The 18,327-nt window shown below is 66.6% G+C and carries 17 protein-coding genes and 1 tRNA gene; 11 read left to right on the forward strand and 7 right to left on the reverse strand.

The genetic code is table 11. The features are described 5' to 3' along the window. Positions 1-31: 31 nt before the first annotated feature. The gene (locus ACIP90_RS09410) at positions 32-1,090 is read left to right on the forward strand and encodes a nitronate monooxygenase (protein ID WP_400578829.1); all 1,059 of its coding nucleotides are present in this window, start codon (positions 32-34) and stop codon (positions 1,088-1,090) included. 9 nt (positions 1,091-1,099) lie between these two features. Here ACIP90_RS09410 and ACIP90_RS09415 read toward each other — a convergent pair whose 3' ends face one another. Continuing rightward, positions 1,100-2,092, reverse strand: a complete 993-nt coding sequence (locus ACIP90_RS09415) for a LysR family transcriptional regulator (RefSeq protein ID WP_400578830.1) — start codon at positions 2,090-2,092, stop codon at positions 1,100-1,102. 115 nt (positions 2,093-2,207) lie between these two features. Between ACIP90_RS09415 and ACIP90_RS09420 the strand changes: the two genes are divergently transcribed. Then, positions 2,208-3,557, forward strand: a complete 1,350-nt coding sequence (locus tag ACIP90_RS09420) for an MFS transporter (RefSeq protein ID WP_400578832.1) — start codon at positions 2,208-2,210, stop codon at positions 3,555-3,557. Here the strand turns inward: ACIP90_RS09420 and ACIP90_RS09425 are convergent. Further along, on the reverse strand, positions 3,489-4,652 hold the full coding sequence (locus tag ACIP90_RS09425; RefSeq protein WP_400578834.1) for a trans-sulfuration enzyme family protein: 1,164 nt from the start codon (positions 4,650-4,652) through the stop codon (positions 3,489-3,491). The two genes, ACIP90_RS09420 and ACIP90_RS09425, sit on opposite strands and share 69 nt — an antisense overlap. A gap of 133 nt (positions 4,653-4,785) precedes the next feature. On the opposite strand from ACIP90_RS09425, the gene ACIP90_RS09430 reads away from it, so the two are divergent. Next, the gene (locus tag ACIP90_RS09430) at positions 4,786-5,298 is read left to right on the forward strand and encodes an Lrp/AsnC family transcriptional regulator (RefSeq protein WP_400578836.1); all 513 of its coding nucleotides are present in this window, start codon (positions 4,786-4,788) and stop codon (positions 5,296-5,298) included. 35 nt (positions 5,299-5,333) lie between these two features. On the opposite strand, the gene ACIP90_RS09435 is transcribed toward ACIP90_RS09430, so the two are convergent. After that, positions 5,334-6,572 carry an MFS transporter gene (locus tag ACIP90_RS09435; protein WP_400578838.1) on the reverse strand — a complete coding sequence of 413 codons (1,239 nt, stop codon included), beginning with the start codon at positions 6,570-6,572 and terminating at the stop codon, positions 5,334-5,336. A gap of 141 nt (positions 6,573-6,713) precedes the next feature. Between ACIP90_RS09435 and ACIP90_RS09440 the strand changes: the two genes are divergently transcribed. The 4 genes from ACIP90_RS09440 to zapE are packed head-to-tail and all read left to right on the forward strand — an operon-like array spanning position 6,714 to position 9,235. Beyond that, a complete protein-coding gene (locus ACIP90_RS09440; RefSeq protein ID WP_400578840.1) occupies positions 6,714-7,241 on the forward strand; it encodes an Lrp/AsnC family transcriptional regulator in 528 nt (175 codons plus the stop codon). A 9-nt stretch (positions 7,242-7,250) separates the two neighbouring features. Next, positions 7,251-7,676, forward strand: coding sequence for a DUF1761 domain-containing protein (locus ACIP90_RS09445; RefSeq protein WP_400578842.1), 426 nt, complete (start codon positions 7,251-7,253; stop codon positions 7,674-7,676). Positions 7,677-7,701: 25 nt separating this feature from the next. Then, the gene (corA, locus tag ACIP90_RS09450) at positions 7,702-8,697 is read left to right on the forward strand and encodes a magnesium/cobalt transporter CorA (protein WP_400578844.1); all 996 of its coding nucleotides are present in this window, start codon (positions 7,702-7,704) and stop codon (positions 8,695-8,697) included. Between the two features lie 4 nt (positions 8,698-8,701). Continuing rightward, positions 8,702-9,235, forward strand: a complete 534-nt coding sequence (zapE, locus tag ACIP90_RS09455; RefSeq protein WP_400578845.1) for an AFG1/ZapE family ATPase — start codon at positions 8,702-8,704, stop codon at positions 9,233-9,235. A 28-nt stretch (positions 9,236-9,263) separates the two neighbouring features. Here zapE and ACIP90_RS09460 read toward each other — a convergent pair whose 3' ends face one another. Next, entirely contained in the window at positions 9,264-11,276 is a 2,013-nt protein-coding gene (locus tag ACIP90_RS09460; protein WP_400578847.1) for a glycogen debranching N-terminal domain-containing protein, read from the reverse strand. Positions 11,277-11,486: 210 nt separating this feature from the next. Between ACIP90_RS09460 and ACIP90_RS09465 the strand changes: the two genes are divergently transcribed. From ACIP90_RS09465 to ACIP90_RS09480, 4 genes are all read left to right on the forward strand, one after another. After that, a complete protein-coding gene (locus tag ACIP90_RS09465; RefSeq protein ID WP_400578848.1) occupies positions 11,487-12,548 on the forward strand; it encodes a LacI family DNA-binding transcriptional regulator in 1,062 nt (353 codons plus the stop codon). Between the two features lie 473 nt (positions 12,549-13,021). Further along, a complete protein-coding gene (locus tag ACIP90_RS09470) occupies positions 13,022-13,231 on the forward strand; it encodes a hypothetical protein (protein WP_400578849.1) in 210 nt (69 codons plus the stop codon). 405 nt (positions 13,232-13,636) lie between these two features. Beyond that, positions 13,637-14,836 carry a pyridoxal phosphate-dependent aminotransferase gene (locus ACIP90_RS09475; protein WP_400578850.1) on the forward strand — a complete coding sequence of 400 codons (1,200 nt, stop codon included), beginning with the start codon at positions 13,637-13,639 and terminating at the stop codon, positions 14,834-14,836. Further along, complete coding sequence (locus ACIP90_RS09480) at positions 14,833-15,792, forward strand: 2-hydroxyacid dehydrogenase (RefSeq protein ID WP_400578852.1); 960 nt, start codon at positions 14,833-14,835, stop codon at positions 15,790-15,792. The genes ACIP90_RS09475 and ACIP90_RS09480 overlap by 4 nt, the downstream gene beginning before the upstream one ends. A gap of 551 nt (positions 15,793-16,343) precedes the next feature. Here the strand turns inward: ACIP90_RS09480 and ACIP90_RS09485 are convergent. The 3 genes from ACIP90_RS09485 to ACIP90_RS09495 form a co-directional block, all read right to left on the reverse strand. Beyond that, positions 16,344-16,416, reverse strand: a tRNA-Ala gene (locus ACIP90_RS09485). 46 nt (positions 16,417-16,462) lie between these two features. Continuing rightward, a complete protein-coding gene (locus tag ACIP90_RS09490) occupies positions 16,463-17,263 on the reverse strand; it encodes an SDR family oxidoreductase (RefSeq protein WP_400578854.1) in 801 nt (266 codons plus the stop codon). Positions 17,264-17,295: 32 nt separating this feature from the next. Further along, positions 17,296-18,267: a hypothetical protein gene (locus tag ACIP90_RS09495; RefSeq protein ID WP_400578856.1), complete on the reverse strand. Its 972-nt coding sequence runs from the start codon at positions 18,265-18,267 to the stop codon at positions 17,296-17,298. Positions 18,268-18,327: the final 60 nt, after the last annotated feature.

The raw sequence follows: 18,327 nt of genomic DNA on the forward strand, positions 1-18,327 counted from the left end.
AGACTACTGAAGTGCATCTAAGGAGCGAGCAATGTCCGCAGGTCTGTTTGGCACCCGGGTCATCGCAGCGCCCATGGCCGGAGGAACGTCGACCACCCGCTTCGTTGAGGCTGTTCACCACTCGGGCGGCCTCGGCTTTCTCGCCGCCGGCTATAAGACCGTCGGCGCGATGAGGGATGAAGTGCAGGCCGCCAAAGCGGCCGGCATCAGGTTCGGCATGAACGTCTTTGTGCCGGATATGCGGCAGCTGCAGCCATCCGCCGAGGCCCTGGCCGGCCTGGAACGGTATCGCCAGAGTCTGCTCAGGGACGCGTCGCGCTATGGCGTCGATGTTCCGCCGCTGACCGTGGATGACGATGATGCGTGGCAGGGCAAGATCGAGGAACTCCTGCTCGATCCGGTGGAGCTGGTCAGTTTCACCTTCGGCCTGCCAGGGGCGGACGTGGTGGGAAAGCTCCGCCGGGCGGGATCAATGGTGCTGGCCACGGTCACGAACAGCGCGGAGGCAGGATTCGCCGCGGAACGCGGCGTGGACGCCCTCGTCGTCCAGCACGGCAGCGCGGGTGCACACAGCGGAGCGTTCCTGTCCGCGGAATCGCCAGCCGCCGGCCGGCCCGGTGACCGGTCCAGTGCCCCCTCCACGACGGCAGATCTGGTGCGGGAGGTGCGCGCCGCCGTCGGCCTTCCGCTGATAGCGGCCGGTGCGTTGTCCGACGCAGCCGAAGTGCAGTCGGTGCTCGCTGCAGGAGCCGAGGCGGCACAGGTGGGGACTGCCCTGCTGCGGACAGAGGAAAGCGGCGCCCGGCAGCTGCACAAGGATGCCCTGGGCTCAGACCGGTTCACGGAGACGCGGCCGACCCGGGCCTTCACCGGACGGTACGCCCGTGCCCTGGTCAATGAGTTCGTGCGGGACCATGACGACGCACCGCAAGGCTACCCGGCCATCCACCACCTCACCGCGCCCATCCGCGCCGCTGCCGCCGCCGCAGGGGACGCCGACCGCCTCAACCTGTGGGCGGGGACGGGATGGAGGTCGGCCCGCACCGGACCCGTCGCCGAGGTGATGGGCGGCCTCCTCGCCGGGGGCTGAGCCGTCCCGTCAGCTCCCGGAGCGCGCACGGACCAGGCCGGCCAGCAGCGCAGGTCCTTCCCCCAGCACGAGTTCCCGGAAATGGCGCACCGGCTCCGGTTCCGGGCCGCTGCGCTCACGCCATGCCAGGCCGATCTCCCGATAGGCCAGTGCCGACTCCAGCGGCACCTCCACCCACCCCAGATCCCCGCTGCGCGCGGCACCGGGCGACTGGGGGCTGGCGCCGGCCGGCAGTGGGCTGGCGCCGGGCGGCAGGATGCTCACTCCCAGGCCCGCCGAAACAAGGCCACGGACGGTATGGGAGTCCTGGCTCTCAAAGGCGATCCGGGGCCGGAACCCGGCCTCCCGGAAGAGTGCATCGGTGAGGGACCGGAGCCCATACCCTGGCCCCAGCGCAACGAAAGGCTCCCCTTTGATGTCCCGCAGGGCGGCGGAGCGGCGTCCTGCAATCCGGTGTGCGTGATGCACCACGAGCCGCAGTGGTTCCCGGTAGAGGGCGGCCGATCCGATGGTCCGGCTGGCCGCCGCCACGGGAGCAGTCAGTGCAAGGTCGGCCGCGCCGGACGCCAACTCCGCAAGACAGGTATCCCTCGCTCCCTGGCTGAGCTGGAACTCGGTCTGCGGGTACCGGTGCCGGAAGGCGCTGATCAGCAGCGGCAGCGTGGCCTCGCCAAACGTGTGCTGGAAGGCCACGGCGATCCGGCCGCGGACCACCTCGGATTCGTGGCGCACCAGGTCAAGGCCGGCGCGGAACTCCGCGAGCGCGGACTCGATGTAAGGCAGAAGCGCCCTGGCCGCCGGCGAGAGGCGGACGCCCCGGCCCTCGCGGATGAGCAGTTCCGTGCCCACCACGGCACTGGCGCGGGCCAGCGCCCGGCTCACCGTCGACTGCGGAACACCCAGGAGTTCGGCAGTTTCCGTGATGTGCTGTGTGCGCCCCAGCTCAGCGAGCAGCGGCAGGATGGGCAGCAGCTGAACGAGCTGCCCATGCTCGATGTCCATTGATTCCCCGCCATTCCCTGCTGCCGCAGAAAGGGATGCGTTCCATCCATCCTTGCATGATTCACTGCTGAATCATGCATTGGATACTAAATTACGGCAGTCCTACGCTGAAAGCATGCCAACACCCGCCGTTCCCGGCTCCCGCAGCCAGCCAAGCCCCGGCCTTCCCGGCTCCGCACCTCCTGAGGAGACGGGATGGGAGGGCCATGCGAAGGGATCGGGCGCCTACGGCAAGATCCTCGCGGGTCTGGCTTTCGCCGGCGTGGCGACTTTTGCTCAGCTCTACTCCACCCAGGCTGTGCTGCCCCTGATGTCCTCTGAACTCAAGGTCACGGCAGCTGAGGCCGCGCTGACCATTTCGCTGGCAACGGTGGGACTCGCCGTCACCGTCATCCCGTGGTCGTTCCTGGCCGACAGGATCGGGCGGGTCAGGGCCATGACCTGGGGCATCTCGGCCGCCACGGTGCTGGGGCTGCTGGTTCCGCTCGCCACCTCGTTTCCTTTGCTGCTGGGACTCAGGATGCTCGAAGGCATGGCACTGGGCGGCATCCCCGCCATCGCCATTGCCTACCTGAACGAGGAAATCAACAAGGCCCATGCCGCAATGGCCGCCGGCAGTTACGTGGCCGGGACCACCCTTGGTGGACTGGCCGGACGGCTGGTCGCCGGGCCGGTGGGCGAACTCTGGGGCTGGCGTGCCGCCGCCCTCGCCGTCTCCGTTCTCGCCACACTTGCGGCCGTGTTGTTCCTGGTGCTGGTTCCGAAGGCCAGGGGGTTCAAACCCTCCCCGGCGAACGGCCTTCGCGGCGCACTCCGGACACTGGGCGGGCATGTCCGTAATACTCGCCTTCTGGCCCTCTACATCCAGGCCTTCCTCCTCATGGGCGGCTTCGTTGCCGTTTACAACTACCTCGGCTTCCGGCTCTCCGGCGCACCGTTCAGCATGCCGGCAACTCTGATCAGCATGATCTTCCTGGCCTATCTGTCCGGGACGGTGACCTCCAGATGGGCAGGCGGCCTGACCCAGCGGTTTGGCCGGCGGACCGTGCTGCTGGCGGGCATCCTGCTGATGACGGCCGGCCTCGCCCTCACGCTCACCCACCTGCTGCCGCTGATCCTGGTGGGGCTGCTGGTGTTTACGGGCGGGTTCTTCGCCGCGCACAGCATCGGGGCAGGCTGGACTGGCACCATCGCTTCCGCGGGGAGGGCACAGGCCGCGTCGCTGTACAACCTCGCCTACTACCTGGGATCCAGTGTGATCGGCTGGGCCGGCGGCCTGGTGTTCCAGTCGCTGGGCTGGACGGCGCTCGCCGTCACCGTGATCGTGCTGGGATGCACGACGGCGGTGATCGCCGCCGTCGTGCATCCCAGCCGGGGCGGAGGTTCCCCGTCGAGGTTAGAGAGTCCCCTCGGTGGCCTGGACGAGGTCTCCAAGAATGTCCGTGGCGTCTTCCAGTCCTACTGAAACCCTGAGCAGGCTGGCATGCGGCTTCGCCTCAGCAGCCACCGGGCGGTGGGTAAGGCCGGCAGGGTGCTGGATCAGGGTGTCCACTCCGCCGAGGGACACCGCATGCGTGATCATCCGGACGGCGGCCGGGACGCGCTCAGCGTGTTCTGCGCTGCGCAGTTCAAAAGCGATCAGGGAACCCGGCCCCGCCATCTGCGTGCCGACCAGCCCGTGCGGGTCACATTCCGGGAGGCCCGGGTAGCGGACCATGCGCACCAGTTCATGTCCGGCCAGTCCGGAGGCCACCTTGTGGGCCGTGGACTGCTGGGCCCGGACCCGGACGGGAAGGGTGGCAAGTCCGCGGTGGAGGAGATAGGCCGGCCATGGCGTGAGGATACCGCCGGTGATGGCCCGAACCTGCCGCAGGCGGACGGCCCACTCCGGCGACGCCGCCACCACCCCGCCCATCGCGTCACCGTGGCCGCCCATGAACTTGGTCGCGCTGTGCAGCACGAGGGCCGCTCCGTGGTCCAGCGGCCGCTGCAGCACCGGGGTGGCAAAAGTGTTGTCCACAAGGACGGGAACGCCATCCGCGGCCGCCACGAGAAGGGCGATATCCACGAGGTCCAGGCTGGGGTTGGCGGGGGTTTCCACGACGACCAGTCCTGTGTCCGGCCGGAGCGCGGCGTGGACGCCATCCGGCGCCGTGAAAGTCACCTCGGTTCCCAGCACACCCGACGCGAGCACATGGTCGCTGCCGCCATAGAGGGGCCGGACCGCCACGATGTGCTTCTTGCCTCCGCCCACTGCTGCAAGGAGCACGGCGCTCAGGGCCGCCATTCCGGTCGCGAAGGCCACGGCTTCCGGCGCCCCTTCCAGCACGGCAACGCCGGCTTCGAACCGCGCCACGGTGGGGTTCCAGAGCCGCTGGTAAACGGTGCTTTGCCCCTCCAGGCGGGGGCCGCCGGTGGCCATCTGCTCGTAGGCGAGGCCGCCGTCCTCCACCGAGGGCAGCGGTGCCGTCGTTGAAAGGTCGACCGGGAGTGCATGGACGCCTTGGCCGGTGAGCCCGTCGCGGCCGGCATGGACTGCCATCGAGTCTCGAGAAAGCATGATGCTCCTTGTGAATTATTCGCCATTGAACGCCGCAAGTATCTGGCAAATATTCGGAGATCGACAGGTCATATGAATGTTATGGACGGAAAGCCCCGTCTATGATGAATGGAGAACACCCTTAGGAGGATCCGTGAGCACCAACGCGAAGAATATTCGGCCCATGTCGGCACATGCCGAGCCGCTGGATGCCATCGACGAGCGGCTGCTGGCGGCGCTCGTCGAGGACGCCCGGATCTCCAACAAGCAGCTTGCAGAACTCGTTGGCATCGCCCCCTCCACGGCACTGATGCGGACCCGCGCACTGTCCGAGCGCGGCATCATTCAGGGTTTCGAGGCCAAACTGAGCCTCTCGGCCATCGGACGCTCCGTGCAGGCGCTCATTGCCGTGCGGCTCCGCGCCCACGACCGCGAGCAGATCGACCGTTTCACTTCCCGCGTTCCCAAGCTGCCTGCGGTGCTGTCCACTTTCCATACCTCCGGCTCAGTGGACTACCTGCTGCACATCGCAGTGGCCACCACCGAAGACCTCCGGGATTGGGTGCTCGACAACCTGGCGACGGACCCGGTGGTGGGCCACACCGAAACCACGTTGGTGTTCGAGCACATGCCGGGCAACCACGGGCCATTGCACGAGCAGGACTGACGGCCGCTGCCGCTCAAGGCGGGGCGGCGGTCCGCTCAGGCGGACCGCCGGGACCGGCGCAGCGCCACCGCCGCGAGCGTGCCGGCGGCGATGCCACAAAGCACGAGGAATCCGGTGGCCGTCGCCTCAAGTCCGTACACCGCTGCCGCTAATCCCAGTCCGATCACCGGGACGGCGCTCCCCAGGTACGTGATCACGTAGACCGTGCTGATGATCTGCGCGTGGCGGGAGGCTTCCACCTTGCCGGCCACATCGTTAAAGGCGGTGCGGAATGCGATGCCCTGGCCGACGCCGGCGGCCAGGCTGGCAGCGACCAGCAGCCAGAGGGTGGCCCAGGCTGCGGCCGCGGCGATGAGGGTCACGGAGATGCCCAGCAGCGCCAGCCCGGCGGGAACGGCAAACCGGCTGCGGACACCAATGAGCTGGCTCAGGGCAGAGGCGGCAAGAGTAAGGCCGGCGAGGACACCGATGAGCGGCCTGGAATCGACGCCTACGATCGGTGCGAAGTAGCCGGGAGCCAGGGACAGGCAGAATCCAAAGACGGTGAAGCTCAGGAACCCGACGGCGGCCGCCAGCCAGAAGGCGCCCCGTGCGGCGTGCGAGACCGAGGGCCGCCGGGGCGCCAGTGCCCTGAGCGGCCGCGGCCCCTGGGCCGGCTGGATGGCCGGCCGGGCGCGGAGCAGGTACAGCGGCACCAGAAGTGCCGCAAGGACCACGGAGTGGATCACGGAGGGAGTGGACGTGGGGTGGGGCAGCAGCGAGAGCACTCCGCCGATGGCCGGGCCGGCCGCCACCCCGCCGGCGGACGCCAGCAGGGTGAAGCGCGAGGCCCATTCCGGCCGCTCGGGAAGCAGTTCCCGGAGGGCGGCCGAGCTGGCGCCGGTAGCCAGGGCCACCGCGATCCCCTGCAGCGCGCGCCCAGCCGACAGCACGGCAAGGCTCTCCGCGTGGGCGAAGACGAAACCGCCCGCGAGGCCCGCCAGCACGGCCAGGAGCAGCGCCGCGCGACGCCCAATGTGATCCGACCAGTGGCCTGCCACCACGAGTGTGGACATGAGCGCCAGGACATAGGCCGAGAACGCCAGCGACACGTCAAGGGATGTGAGGCCCAGCTCCGCCTGCAGCAACGGGTACAGGGGCGTCGCGAGATTGGCCCCCACCAGGAGCGTGAAGATCACCACGCCCGCCATTGCCAGCCGCGCGGTGTTGGAAGCGTCCCAACCCCGACTGCCGGCCGTCGCCGGCCGCATCCGAAGTTCGCTGAAGACGGTCATGCCCGTACCCTTGCCTGCCCGGCAGTCCCGCTCCTTGTGGGAGCTTCGACTGCAGATGAAGATTGATACCTCCAGAATGGGTCAGGGGTGACCAAGGAGCTTCTGTTTTCGTGGAAAAATGATCAAAACAGTCAATCCTCGATGCCAGAAGTGAACCGGAGTGATCATTTGAACAGCCTGGACCCCACCGACCTCCGCATCCTGCTGGAACTGGTCCGTGATCCGCGGATCCAGATCGGCGAACTGAGCGAGAAACTGAGGATCGCCAGGAACACGGCCCAATCGCGCATGCGCCGGATGCTGCGTTCCGGCGTCCTCCGCGACGGCGGCCGGGAAATCGACCTGGAGTCCGTGGGGTACGACGTCGTCGCTTTCGTGACGATCGAAGTGACCCACCGCGAGCTCGACGGCGTCGTGGGCGCCTTGCGCCTTCTCCCCCAGGTCCTGGAGGTGCACGAGATTTCCGGGCGGGGCGACGTCTGGTGCCGGGTGGTGGCCACCGATACGCATAACCTGCAGGCCGCCCTCCGCTCCATCCTCAGGATCAAGGGAGTCATCCGGACTGAAACCGTGCTTGCGCTCCACACCCACATCCCGTACCGGACGGAGCCGCTCATCAGCCGGCTGGTGCAGGGCGCGTCAGTCCAGGCACCTGCCCGTGGGGAATAGGATTCAAAGATGGATTGGCTCTCGTACATCTCCCAGCTCAACTGGCTCGCCGTGCTGCTTGCCTTCATCGCCAGCATGGCCATCGGCTTCGTCTGGTACCTTCCGGCGGTGCTGGGCACGCGCTGGATGGAGGCTATCGGCAAAACGGAAGAAGACCTGAAGAACGCGGAGGGCGGTGCCGGGATCTGGTTGCCCATGATGGTCTACGCCGCGCTGACGGCCATCCTGCTCGGAGCGCTGATTGCCAGGCTGGGCATCGACAACGCGCTGGCCGGCGGATTGTTTGCCCTGGTCCTGGCTGTGGTTTTCCGCGCCGGAGGCCATGTCATCCACAACGGCTTCGCCGGACGCGGGACAGCCGTGACCCTGATCGATTCCGGCCACGACGTGCTCGCCATGACCGTAGCCGGCGTCATCATCGGCGCGATGTCCTGAACGGCCACGGAGGGAACCGCACACCGTGACCATCATCGACAACGCCGTCTACGTTGACGGGATCCGCAGCGCCGAACCAGGAAACCTCGAGCAGACCTTCGAGACGCTGGCCGAGCACGGGGGCATGGCCTGGATTGGGCTCTACCGGCCGACCGAACCCGAAATGGCTGCCGTGGCTGCGGAATTCGGGCTGCATGAACTCGCCGTCGAGGACGCCATTTCAGCCCACCAGCGGCCCAAGCTGGAGCGCTACGGCGACAACCTCTTCACGGTGCTGAGGCCTGCGCGCTACCTTGACGACACCGAGACCGTGGAGTTCGGAGAACTGCACATCTTCACGGGCAGGAACTTCGTGGTGACAGTGCGGCACGCCGAGATGTCCGGGGTGGGGCAGGTCCGGCGACGTCTGGAGTCGCGGCCCGACCTGCTTCGCCACGGTCCCGAGGCCGTGCTCTACGCCCTGCTGGACAAGGTGGTGGATGACTACGCGCCGGTGGTTGCCGGGCTGGAAAACGACATCGACGAGATCGAGGACCAGCTGTTCTCCGGCGATTCCACCGTGTCCCGCCGCATCTATGAACTGGCCCGCGAGGTCATCCAGTTCCAGCGTGCCATCCATCCCCTGCCGGGAATGATGCAGCAGCTGAAGCGCGGCTTCGAAAAGTACGTGGTGGACACCGACCTGCAGCACAGCCTGCGGGACGTGGAGGACCATGTGGAGCGGGTCATATCCCGGGCAAACTCCTTCCGCGACCTCCTGCAAAACGCGCTCACCCTGGACGGCACGCTGACCGCCAACCGGCAGAATGAGGCCAGCGCGCAACAAAACGAACAGGTCAAGAAAATCTCCTCCTGGGCCGCCATCTTCTTCGCCCCGTCCTTCGTGGCAGGTGTGTACGGGATGAACTTCGACCACATGCCCGAGCTGCACTGGTCCTTCGGGTATCCCATGTCCATCGGGCTGATGGCGGGCACGGCGGTCCTGATGTACGTCATCTTCAAACGCAAGGGCTGGCTGTAGGGTCATGTCAAGGTTCGAGCGCGGCCTCATCATCACGCCGGGCACCGACCGGCAGCTGGGCGCCTATGGCCTCTTTCGACCGGCGCCCTCCCAGCAGCGGGTCCTGGAACTGCCGTCACACACCCTGACCGTGAAGAGCGCCGATCCCGACCTCCTCTGGGTGGGGTTCGACGCACTGTGCGGCGGTCCGCTGGGGCAGGCCGACTACTTGACACTGGCGGGCATGTTCCCTGCCTGGGTGGTCGACGGCGTCCCGCCCCCGGACGTGGAGCCCGCAGGGAACACCGCCGCCCGTACCGCCGCCAGTGCCGCGGCGGCGTGGCACCGGTTCCTCGACGTGATGGACATTCTCTGCGACCGGGACATCATGCTCGTTCTCATCAGCCGGAGCCATCTGGATTGGGACGCCGCGTCACGGCCCGCTGTGCCGGCGTCGCCGGACGCCGCCGCCCTCGCCGGGATTGCGGACAGGCTTGCAGTGCTGCGCCGGGTCGAATCGGACGAGCAACTGCAGGAAGAACAAACCAGCGGCTGCTGAGGCGGCGCCGGACTGCGTCAGCGCTCACTCAGCGCGCCGACACCGACAGCCCGCCGCGGGCGCCAGCCGTCCCGGCCAGCCCTGAACCATCCGGCCGTGGACCGTCGGCCCCTGAACCAAGGGCGGCGGCGATCACGACGGAGCTCGCGGAGGCCCACGCCTGCGGGCGGCAGCTGGCCGGGAACGGCACAGGAACACGCATGGTGTCCGAGCCGTGGCCGCCGAACAGCTCAGGAAGCCGCCAGTCGTTGGCCTCCGCCACCTTCAGCAGCCCCGACGCCAGCTCTGCGGCCTCATCGTGGAAGCCATCGGCCAGCATGCCGCTGATAATCAGCGCGGTGTCGTGGCTCCACACGGCTCCGGCGTGGTAGCGGGTGGGCCAGTAGCCGCCGTTGGTGGTGGACAGCGTGCGCACGCCGTAACCCGAGAACATGGTCGGATCCATGATGCGCCTGACCACGATCTCCTGCTCGTCCTCATTGAGGATCCCCGTACCCAGCAGGTGCCCCATATTGGACGTGACGCCGTCGACCGCTTTCTTGTCCGCGTCGAGCGCCAGCGCGGGGTAGGGGCCCAGCTCATCCTCACACCAGAACTGCGAACGGAACCTCTCCGCCATTCCTGCCGCGTAGTCCCGCCATTCCTGGGCGCCGGGGCGGCCGAACGCATCCAGGAGCTCAGCCCCGACCGTAGCTGCCTCAAAGGCATAAGCCTGGACTTCGGCCAACGCGATGGGACCCGTTGCCAGTGAGCCGTCGTGCCACCGGATTGCGTCACCGGAATCCTTCCAGCCCTGGTTGACGAGCCCATGCCCGGAGGTGTCGAGGTATTCCAGGAAGCCGTCCCCGTCCAGGTCGCCGTGATCCCGAAGCCATTCGAGGGCGTCCCGGAGGTTGGGAAGCAGCTCTTCAACCTCGGCGTCGGGCATTCCGGCCTTCCAGGCATCATGAAGGAGGCAGATCCAGAGCGGCGTGGCGTCGATGGTGCCGTAATAGACCGGCGGCAGCCTCAGGGCCTGGCCGCTCTCGGCCATCGTCAGGACTGTCCGCCGGACTTCGTGCAGGATTTTTCCGGGCTGCACCGCCGCGGTGTGGTCCGTTTCTGTTCCCTGCCGTCCGGCCAGCGCCCGCAGGGTGCCGCGGGCGATGGCCGTGTTGATCGGCAGCAGCATGCGGGCGGCAATGATGGAATCCCGGCCGAACATGGTGAAAAACCACGGCGCACCGGCTGCGAGGAAGGTGTCATCCGGGTGCGAGGAATGGGCGAGCCGCAGGCTGTTGAGATCGCTGGTTGAACGCTGCAGGAGGTTCCTGAGGCGCGGATCCGCGCACATCGGGGCCTCGATGGGCGAGCCGTTGCCGGCGAGCATCGGCGAATCGGCGTCAGTCAGGTCCACGGCCCACCCAAGGACGACGGCGGCTCCTGGCTGTACCTCCACCTCCCAGTCGATGGTGACCGTGGTTCCCTTAAAGCCGACGGAGCCAGGCCCCGTCCCGCCGCTGGACCCCGTGGTGAGGTGCAGCTCGGTATCGGCATCACGCCAGGCCCATGTGCAGGCAGCAGGCACAACCGGCCGGTGGGAGCGTTCTCCCTGCTTGATCTGCTCCATGGTGGTGTTGTCGGCAGCCAGGGTCAGGCGGACGTTGAGGGTGACGGGCTCGCGGAACGCCGACTCAATCGTCAGGGTCTCTGCCACGCGGCCGGTGCATCCGCTTAGGGATTCGCTGTCCTGGCCCGGCCGGATCCTGCCCGATTCAGCAGTGCGGGTCCGCACCAGCGAGAGCAGCGGATCAGCCACGTCAGCGTCAGCACGGACGAAGTAGATGTAGTCAGTCTCCTTAGACGAGCGCAGCTGCGTTGATACCCACTCTGGCTCGCGGCCGTCCACGGTCAGCACAGCCCCGTTCAGCACGCGGTCATCACCGCAGTAGATTCCTTGGGCACCCGCCCCGCGGATCTGCCCATGGGCGTCTGCCCATGCCTGGATCGGGGCGCTGAAGACGCCGGAAAGGTTATGCAGGTACGGCTGCTCAGAGGCCACGGAAAACTCCTCGAATTTAGGTTGGGCGGAGACCGGAAGAGTGCTGCGGAAATGGTGCTGCGGAAATGGTGCTGCGGAAATGGTGCTGCGAAATCAACGGAGCACATCCAGCAAAAATTTGATCGATCAAATTTCTGGCGTTAAGATCGTCTCACAACAACCGTCAGAAGGAAAAGCCCCGGCAGATCCTTCCCGCACTGAGGAGCATTCGTGGCCCGGCCCACCCTCGCAAGCCTTGCCGCTGAGCTGGGCGTGTCGAGGCAGACCATCTCCAACGTGCTCAATGCCCCCCAACGGGTGAAGCCGGCCACACTGGATCGCGTCCGGGCGGCCATCGAAGCCGCCGGCTACCGGCCCAGCGCAGCGGCCCGGCAGTTGCGAACCCGGCGGTCCATGAATCTCGGCATGAGGCTGATGCCGGTGACGGACGGTATTAACGGCTCCATCCTCGACCGCTTTCTGCATGCCCTCACCGAGTCTGCCCAGGGCGCCGGGTACCGGCTGACTCTCTTCTGCGCTGACTCGCACGAGGACGAAGTCCTACAGTACGGGGAACTGCTCCATGTCGCGGGAATCGATGGCTTCATCCTCACTTCCAGCAGCCGCGACGATGTCCGTACGAAATGGCTGCAGGACAACGGCACGCCGTTCGCCGTCTTTGGGCGGCCTTGGGAGGACGCTTCGGCGCAGCATCCGTGGGTGGACATTGACGGCGCGGCCGGCACTGGGGAAGCCGTCAGCATACTCGCCGGGCAGGGCCATACCCGCATCGCGTTCCTGGGCTGGAAGGACGGCGGATCGGTGGGAGATGACCGCCAGTCCGGGTGGGAGCGGGCTATGGGGGCTTTAGGCTTCAGCGAGGATGGTTCCGGGCTCTGCACGTCAGCCACCGACACTGTCACCGGAGGCATTTCCGGCGGCCGGGAACTCATCGAGAGAGGCGCGACGGCGATTGTCTGCGCGAGCGATTCGCTGGCGATCGGGGCCGCGGAAATCCTTCGCGAGCTCCGCCCGGAACAGTTCCTGCCGGGGCGGCCCGCCGGCCCCGGACTCCGGGCTGCAGTGGTGGGGTTTGATGACACCCCCGTGGCCGCGGCGTTGGGTCTCTCCAGCGTGGCCCAGCCGGTGGAGGACGCTGCCCGGCACATCGTGCGCCTGCTGACATTCGAACTGGCGGACCGCCGCGGAGAGGGCAGCGCCCCCGAGCAGCACGTGCTGCTTGCGCCGCACGTCGTGGAAAGGGTGCCCTTGCCGCTGGCGGCTCCGCACTGAGACCCGCTCCGCATTTCCCAAGCATGCGGCTGTATCATCCGTCTACCGTTGCCGTAACGGGTCTCGAAGATCTACGGCTCCGGTAGGTGGCCCGCTCTGGTTCACGGGGAATGAGCGGGCCACCGCCCCCGCCCTACACCGCCGGCCCTGCGTTGCTTCGTAGCCTGCGCAACACCCGGCGGGGCGCGCCTCTGCTGCCCTGGCCCGGCGGCCTGTAAAGTCTCGACAAAGCACCTGACCGGAATGGGGACCGATGAGGCTTGAGGGCTGGCACGTTATGGTGCTGTTGTCGACGGTAGTTATGGCAGCGGCCGTCGTCGTTGCGGCCACACTCCTGGTCACCTGGACTGTGCGCAGGGCCAGGAAGCGCAATACGGAGGACGGCCCAGCGGAGAATCCATAAGCCGGCTTTGATGTCTGGCGCTTTCGGTTCCCTACGGCAAGACTGGCAGGGGACGTGAAGGGAGACCCGCATGGAACCTGGCATTCACTTCGCTGCGTCCACCTGCGTCGTTCTCGCGGTAACGTGCTTCGCCGTCAGTGCGGTCATCTCCCGCCACCCACGACAACTGCGGATTGGGAATGGCCAGGGGACGGCCGGCGAGCACCTTCGGTTCGCCGTACTTGCCGGGACGGCCTTCAGCCTGACAGGGGCCCTGCTCATCATCAGAACTCTCACCTGAGGTCGTGATGGCAAGGTCCCGCCCGAAGCAGGCAAGAGGGCGGGCCACCTGAATCATTGGTATTGCCCTGGAGAGCCATGCGCCCAACACGGCCAGCGCACTGATTCAGGTTGTTCTCTGCCGTTTCCGGCCCGCCACGTCTTAATGGAAGAAGTTGAAAGGGGCTTCGAACCCTTGCCTTCTTCGGTGCGAACTCAGGATAACGCCGGTTCACGCATTTTTCACTAAATCCTGTTCAGACCAACGCAGATACAGGGAACCAAGTCAGGACAAGGGTGAAGCAAGAACCGTGTGCTTCCTTGAGAATTGGTAGGCATATTAGATTGCCCGAGTTGATATATTAGTCCTATACTGGGACCTGATCTGCAGAGAACCGATCGTAAACTCGATGAGGAGTGGAACAGCATGCAGCAACTCGCGCACCGGCTCGAACGGCTGGGCACCGAAACCGCCTTCAGCGTCGCGCAAGCCGCGGCCGCCTGGAAGGCCAAGGGAAACCTGGTGTACCCCTTCCACCTGGGCGACATCAACATCCCCACGGCCCCGAACATCGTGGAAGCGATGAACCGGGCCATCGCTGACGGCTACACGGGCTACTGCCCCGGCCCCGGCATTCCGCAGCTTCGTGAAGCACTCGCCGACGACATCGGCTCGCGCCGCGGTATACAGTTCTCCCCCGACAACGTGGTCGTGATGACCGGCGGCAAGCCCGTCATCACCAAGTTCCTGCAGGCGGTCATGAACCCCGGCCAGGAAGTGCTCTACCCCAACCCCGGCTTCCCGATCTACGAGTCGCAGATCGAGTACCTCGGCGGCACGGCCGTGCCGTACCGCTACGTGCCCACGAGCACGGGCTTCGCGATCGACCTCGAGCAGATCCGCGCATCGATCACCCCGAACACGGTCGCAATCATCTACAACGACCTGCAGAACCCCATTTCAGCCGAGTCGACTGCAGCCGAACGCGAGGCCATCGCACAGCTCGCGATAGAGCACGACCTCTGGGTACTCTCCGACGAGGCGTACTTCGAGACTCGCTATGAGGGAGTCTCGAGCTCGATCACATCGATTCCCGGCATGGCCGAGCGTACCGTCATCCTCTACACGTTCAGCAAGAAGTTCGCCATGACAGGCTCCCGCCTCGGCTGCGCCGTCGCCCCGCGCGAGATCGCCCAGGTGCTCAGCACGCTCAACACCAATGACGAGTCCTGCACGACGCACTACGTGCAGTGGGCCGGCGTCGAAGCGCTCCGCGGCCCCCAGGATTCTGTGCAGCAGATGCTTGACGTCCTGCAGAAGCGTCGGGACACCGCATGCGAGATCGTGAATTCCATCCCCGGCATGCACGTCGCCGTCCCGCAGTCGACCTTCTACCTGTTCCCCGACGTCACCGAGGCCATGGAGCGTATGGGTTATACGGCAGTCGGTGACTTCGCCTCTGATGCCCTGTACAAGACCGGCGTTTCCTTCTGCACGCGCGAGCACTTCGGCCGCCGCCTGCCCGGCGAGGAACGGCAGTACATCCGGCTCGCCTACTCGGGCATCGAGGTGCCAGACATCCTCGACGGCCTCGGCCGCCTGCGCGAGTGGATCGAGACGGCATGAGCCGGGTCGTCGTCACGGGGCGTATCCCCGATGCCGCAATCGAGAAGCTCCGCGCCGAGCACGAGGTCGATGCCTGGCAGGGTCCGGAGTCGATTGGCCGCGAGGAGCTCCTGCGCCGGGTAGCCGGCGCCGATGCCGTCGTGAGCCTGCTCACCGAGCGCATCGACGCCGAGCTGCTCGACGCCGCCGGCCCGCAGCTCAAAGTCGTGGCGAACGTCGCCGTCGGCTATGACAACATTGACGTGCCGGCCTGCACCGAACGGGGCATCGTGGCCACCAACACGCCCGGCGTCCTGACCGAGGCGACCGCTGACATCGCGTTCGGGCTCATCCTCATGGCAACTCGCCGGCTCGGTGAGGGCGAACGGCTCATCCGCGCCGGCCAGGCGTGGAAGTGGGGCATGTTCTTCCTGCTCGGCAGCAGCCTGCAGGGCAAGACCCTCGGCGTCGTCGGCATGGGCGGCATCGGCCAGGCAACGGCCCGGCGCGCAAAGGCCTTCGGCATGGACATCGTCTACCAGTCACGCAGTGAGATCGACCCCGCGATCGCAGCGGAACTGGGCGCCCGACGGGTCGATCTCGACGAGTTGCTGACTGTTTCTGACGTCGTTTCACTGCACTGCCCTTACGGAGCAGCCACGCACCATCTGATAGGCGAGGAGCAGCTCGCAGCGATGAAGAGCTCGACATACCTCGTCAACACCGCACGCGGACCGATCGTCGACGAAGCGGCGCTCGCCGCTGCGCTGCGCGACGGCGTCATCGCGGGTGCCGGGCTGGACGTCTTCGAGCACGAACCCCAGGTCCATCCTGAGTTGCTGGATCTGGAGAATGTGACACTCGTGCCGCACCTGGGCTCGGCAACCGTCGAGACGCGCACCGCCATGGCCGTGCTCGCCGCCGACAACGCACTCGCTGTGCTCGGCGGGGAACGACCGCCTACACCGATCGGTTAGTGGCGGCCGGCGCGCACGAGGATGTGTCCTCGGCTCGCCAACGTCACGACCAACACAGAAACGAGTACGAGCCCCGTCCAGAAGGACGGGGCTCGTACTCGTTCATGTTCTCCATGCCGTGAACCCTTCTGCAGTCGCCCCTCCCAAGCGACGTCCACCGCCCGGCTTTCGGCGCAGTCCGGCTTCAGGTACCTTCTCAAACCACGATGATGGCCCCTCGCTCCGAGGAGGCGGCGACGGCGGCAGGGACGTCGACGGCGGTCCCGCCGTCCGCGCGACTGCTGCCGCGCTCGACCGATTGGGCAGCCAAGAACCTTACAACCGCTGGCGCCCGGTGAAGTGACCGACAGTACACGCTTGCTTAGCGACAACGCAAAAACCAAAGCCCGCCTCGAAGAACACGGCCAAGTCATGGCCTACATCCAAGCCGTCCGGGCGGGCGACGACTATCAAAGTCCAGGATCTGCACAAAGAAAACACCCCGGTCCGAAGACCGGGGTGTCCACGATGACTCGACCCATCCGTGAAGGACGTCTCGACTCACCACACAGTGGAGCTAAGGGGATTCGAACCCCTGACCTCTTCGATGCGAACGAAGCGCTCTACCAACTGAGCTATAACCCCGGGGACGCTGCCCTCAGGGAGGAACCGCAACGCCGGTTTCCCTAGGCTACAAATTTTCCGGCCGGTTTGCCAACCAGGCCCCGAATGTCATCCTGCCGTAGGGCTCTCCGGGGGCCAGGTTGCTGCCCGCGCGCAGGAACTTTCCCATCGGGCCAGGCAGCGGCAGCGTGACTATCAGTCCCTTCGAACCTGTTGCCTGCTTCCACGTACGCGCCATGGCCGCCATATCCGTGACGTCGGGGCCGCCGATCGTCCAGAGCCGGTGGTGCTCCCCTGGCGGCGCCCTCAGTGCCGCTTCAAGCAAAGCGGCAGCAACCTCGTCAGGTGCGATCGTTTGGAACCGTGCCCCACGGATCGCCGGAAGGAGCCCTACGCGCGCCCCCGCGGCGAAGATCCGGGCCAGGAGGCTGTGGAACTGTGTGGCACGCACGATCACGGTCTCCAGCTCCGAGCGTGCGTACACCCGTTCCTTGTCTGCTTTCGACCGGTAGTAGCCATAGGTGCTTTGGTCGCAGTTCACGATGGACAGCAGGACCGCCTTCGGCACTCCGGCCTCCAGGGCTGCACCGAGCAGAATCGCGCCGCCGGCGGCAAACTGCCTGAGCGCCTTGCCGGATTGCCCCTCCAGGCAGTCAATGACGACGTCGGCCCCCGCCAGCGCTTCCGGCAGGCCTTCGCCAGTAGTGGCGTCCCCCCGGAAGTAGGTGGCGCCGTCATGCTGCCCGTGAGCACCGTCCTTCGGCGGGTTCCGGCTGAGAACCGCAACTGCATGCCCTTGGCTCAGGGCCTGGCGCACAACTTCCCGGCCAATCTGGCCTGTACCTCCGGCAACGCAGATGCGGCTCATGCTTCCCAGCTACACTCGGCCGTCAAAAGAGGCTACGCCCGGCGGCGCTGCAGGACGTCGTCGAGGTTGCTAAGCGCGCTCTGCGCCTTGCCCTGCGGGCGCCCGGCGTTCGGCGAAGCGACAGCCGGCGCGGCCGCAGTGCCCTGTTTGAGCGACGGCTTGCCGGCGGCTTTGGGGGCCTCCGGGAGGTCGAGCGGTTCGGGGGCAGGGCGTTCCGCCTTGGCGGCCTCGACATAGGTGGGCTTGGGGACCTGGACCGGCTCCCAGCTGTCGGACTCGTCTTTTGCCGGGGCGGCAGCATCCTGCGCCGAGGCCGGGCCGCTCCTGTCACCCGCCGCGAGAGCCACCGCCAGGGCGGCCTCACGCAGTTCGACGGCGGTCAGCGGCTTGGGCTGGGGGGCTGCGGCTTCGGCGTCGAAAAGGGTGCTTTCGCGAAGTGTGGCCGTTTCGTCAGCGGTCTGTGGAACGGCAGGGTGGGCGGCGGGGCGCGGACGATTCGCAGACGCATCCATGGCCGCTGAGAAGGCAGCATTTACCTTCCTGCGGCGGTCACGCACGGCGAGCCTGCGGAGAACAACGACGGCGGCGGCACCCGCCAGAAATGCCAGAGACGGAAGCCAGCCGGTTCCCACTCCAAAGACCGCCAGCACTCCGGATATCAGGGCAGTGGCGAAGGACAGGAGTCCTGCCAGTGCGATGGCAACACGCCCATAGCGGATGCGGAAGGCGCCTCCGTCCTTCGGGGTGGACGTGCCGGCGGGCGTGGAGCGTGCTCCGGATGCGCTGCTCTTCCTGGTGTCCATGGGATTCTCCTGCTGGACGGTCATGTGAAGGACCGTTCCGGCTTGCGGGTTTGCAGTTTCGTGGTCAACGCTCTCCATCATCAGATCGCCGGCCGCCTGAAACTGGTGGCGGCCGCTTCGGAGCAGGTACGGCGCAACCCAAACAATCCAGAGCGCGACAGCGACCACAAGGATGACTGAGCTGCTGAGAGGGAAGTCCACACACAAAACCGTATGAGCAATCGGCGACCGGTTGTGGCATTCGTCTCGGTGTGTCGCTCC

Origin of the sequence: Arthrobacter sp. NPDC093139, from assembly GCF_044754165.1 — a bacterium.
Taxonomy (GTDB): Bacteria; Actinomycetota; Actinomycetes; order Actinomycetales; family Micrococcaceae; genus Arthrobacter.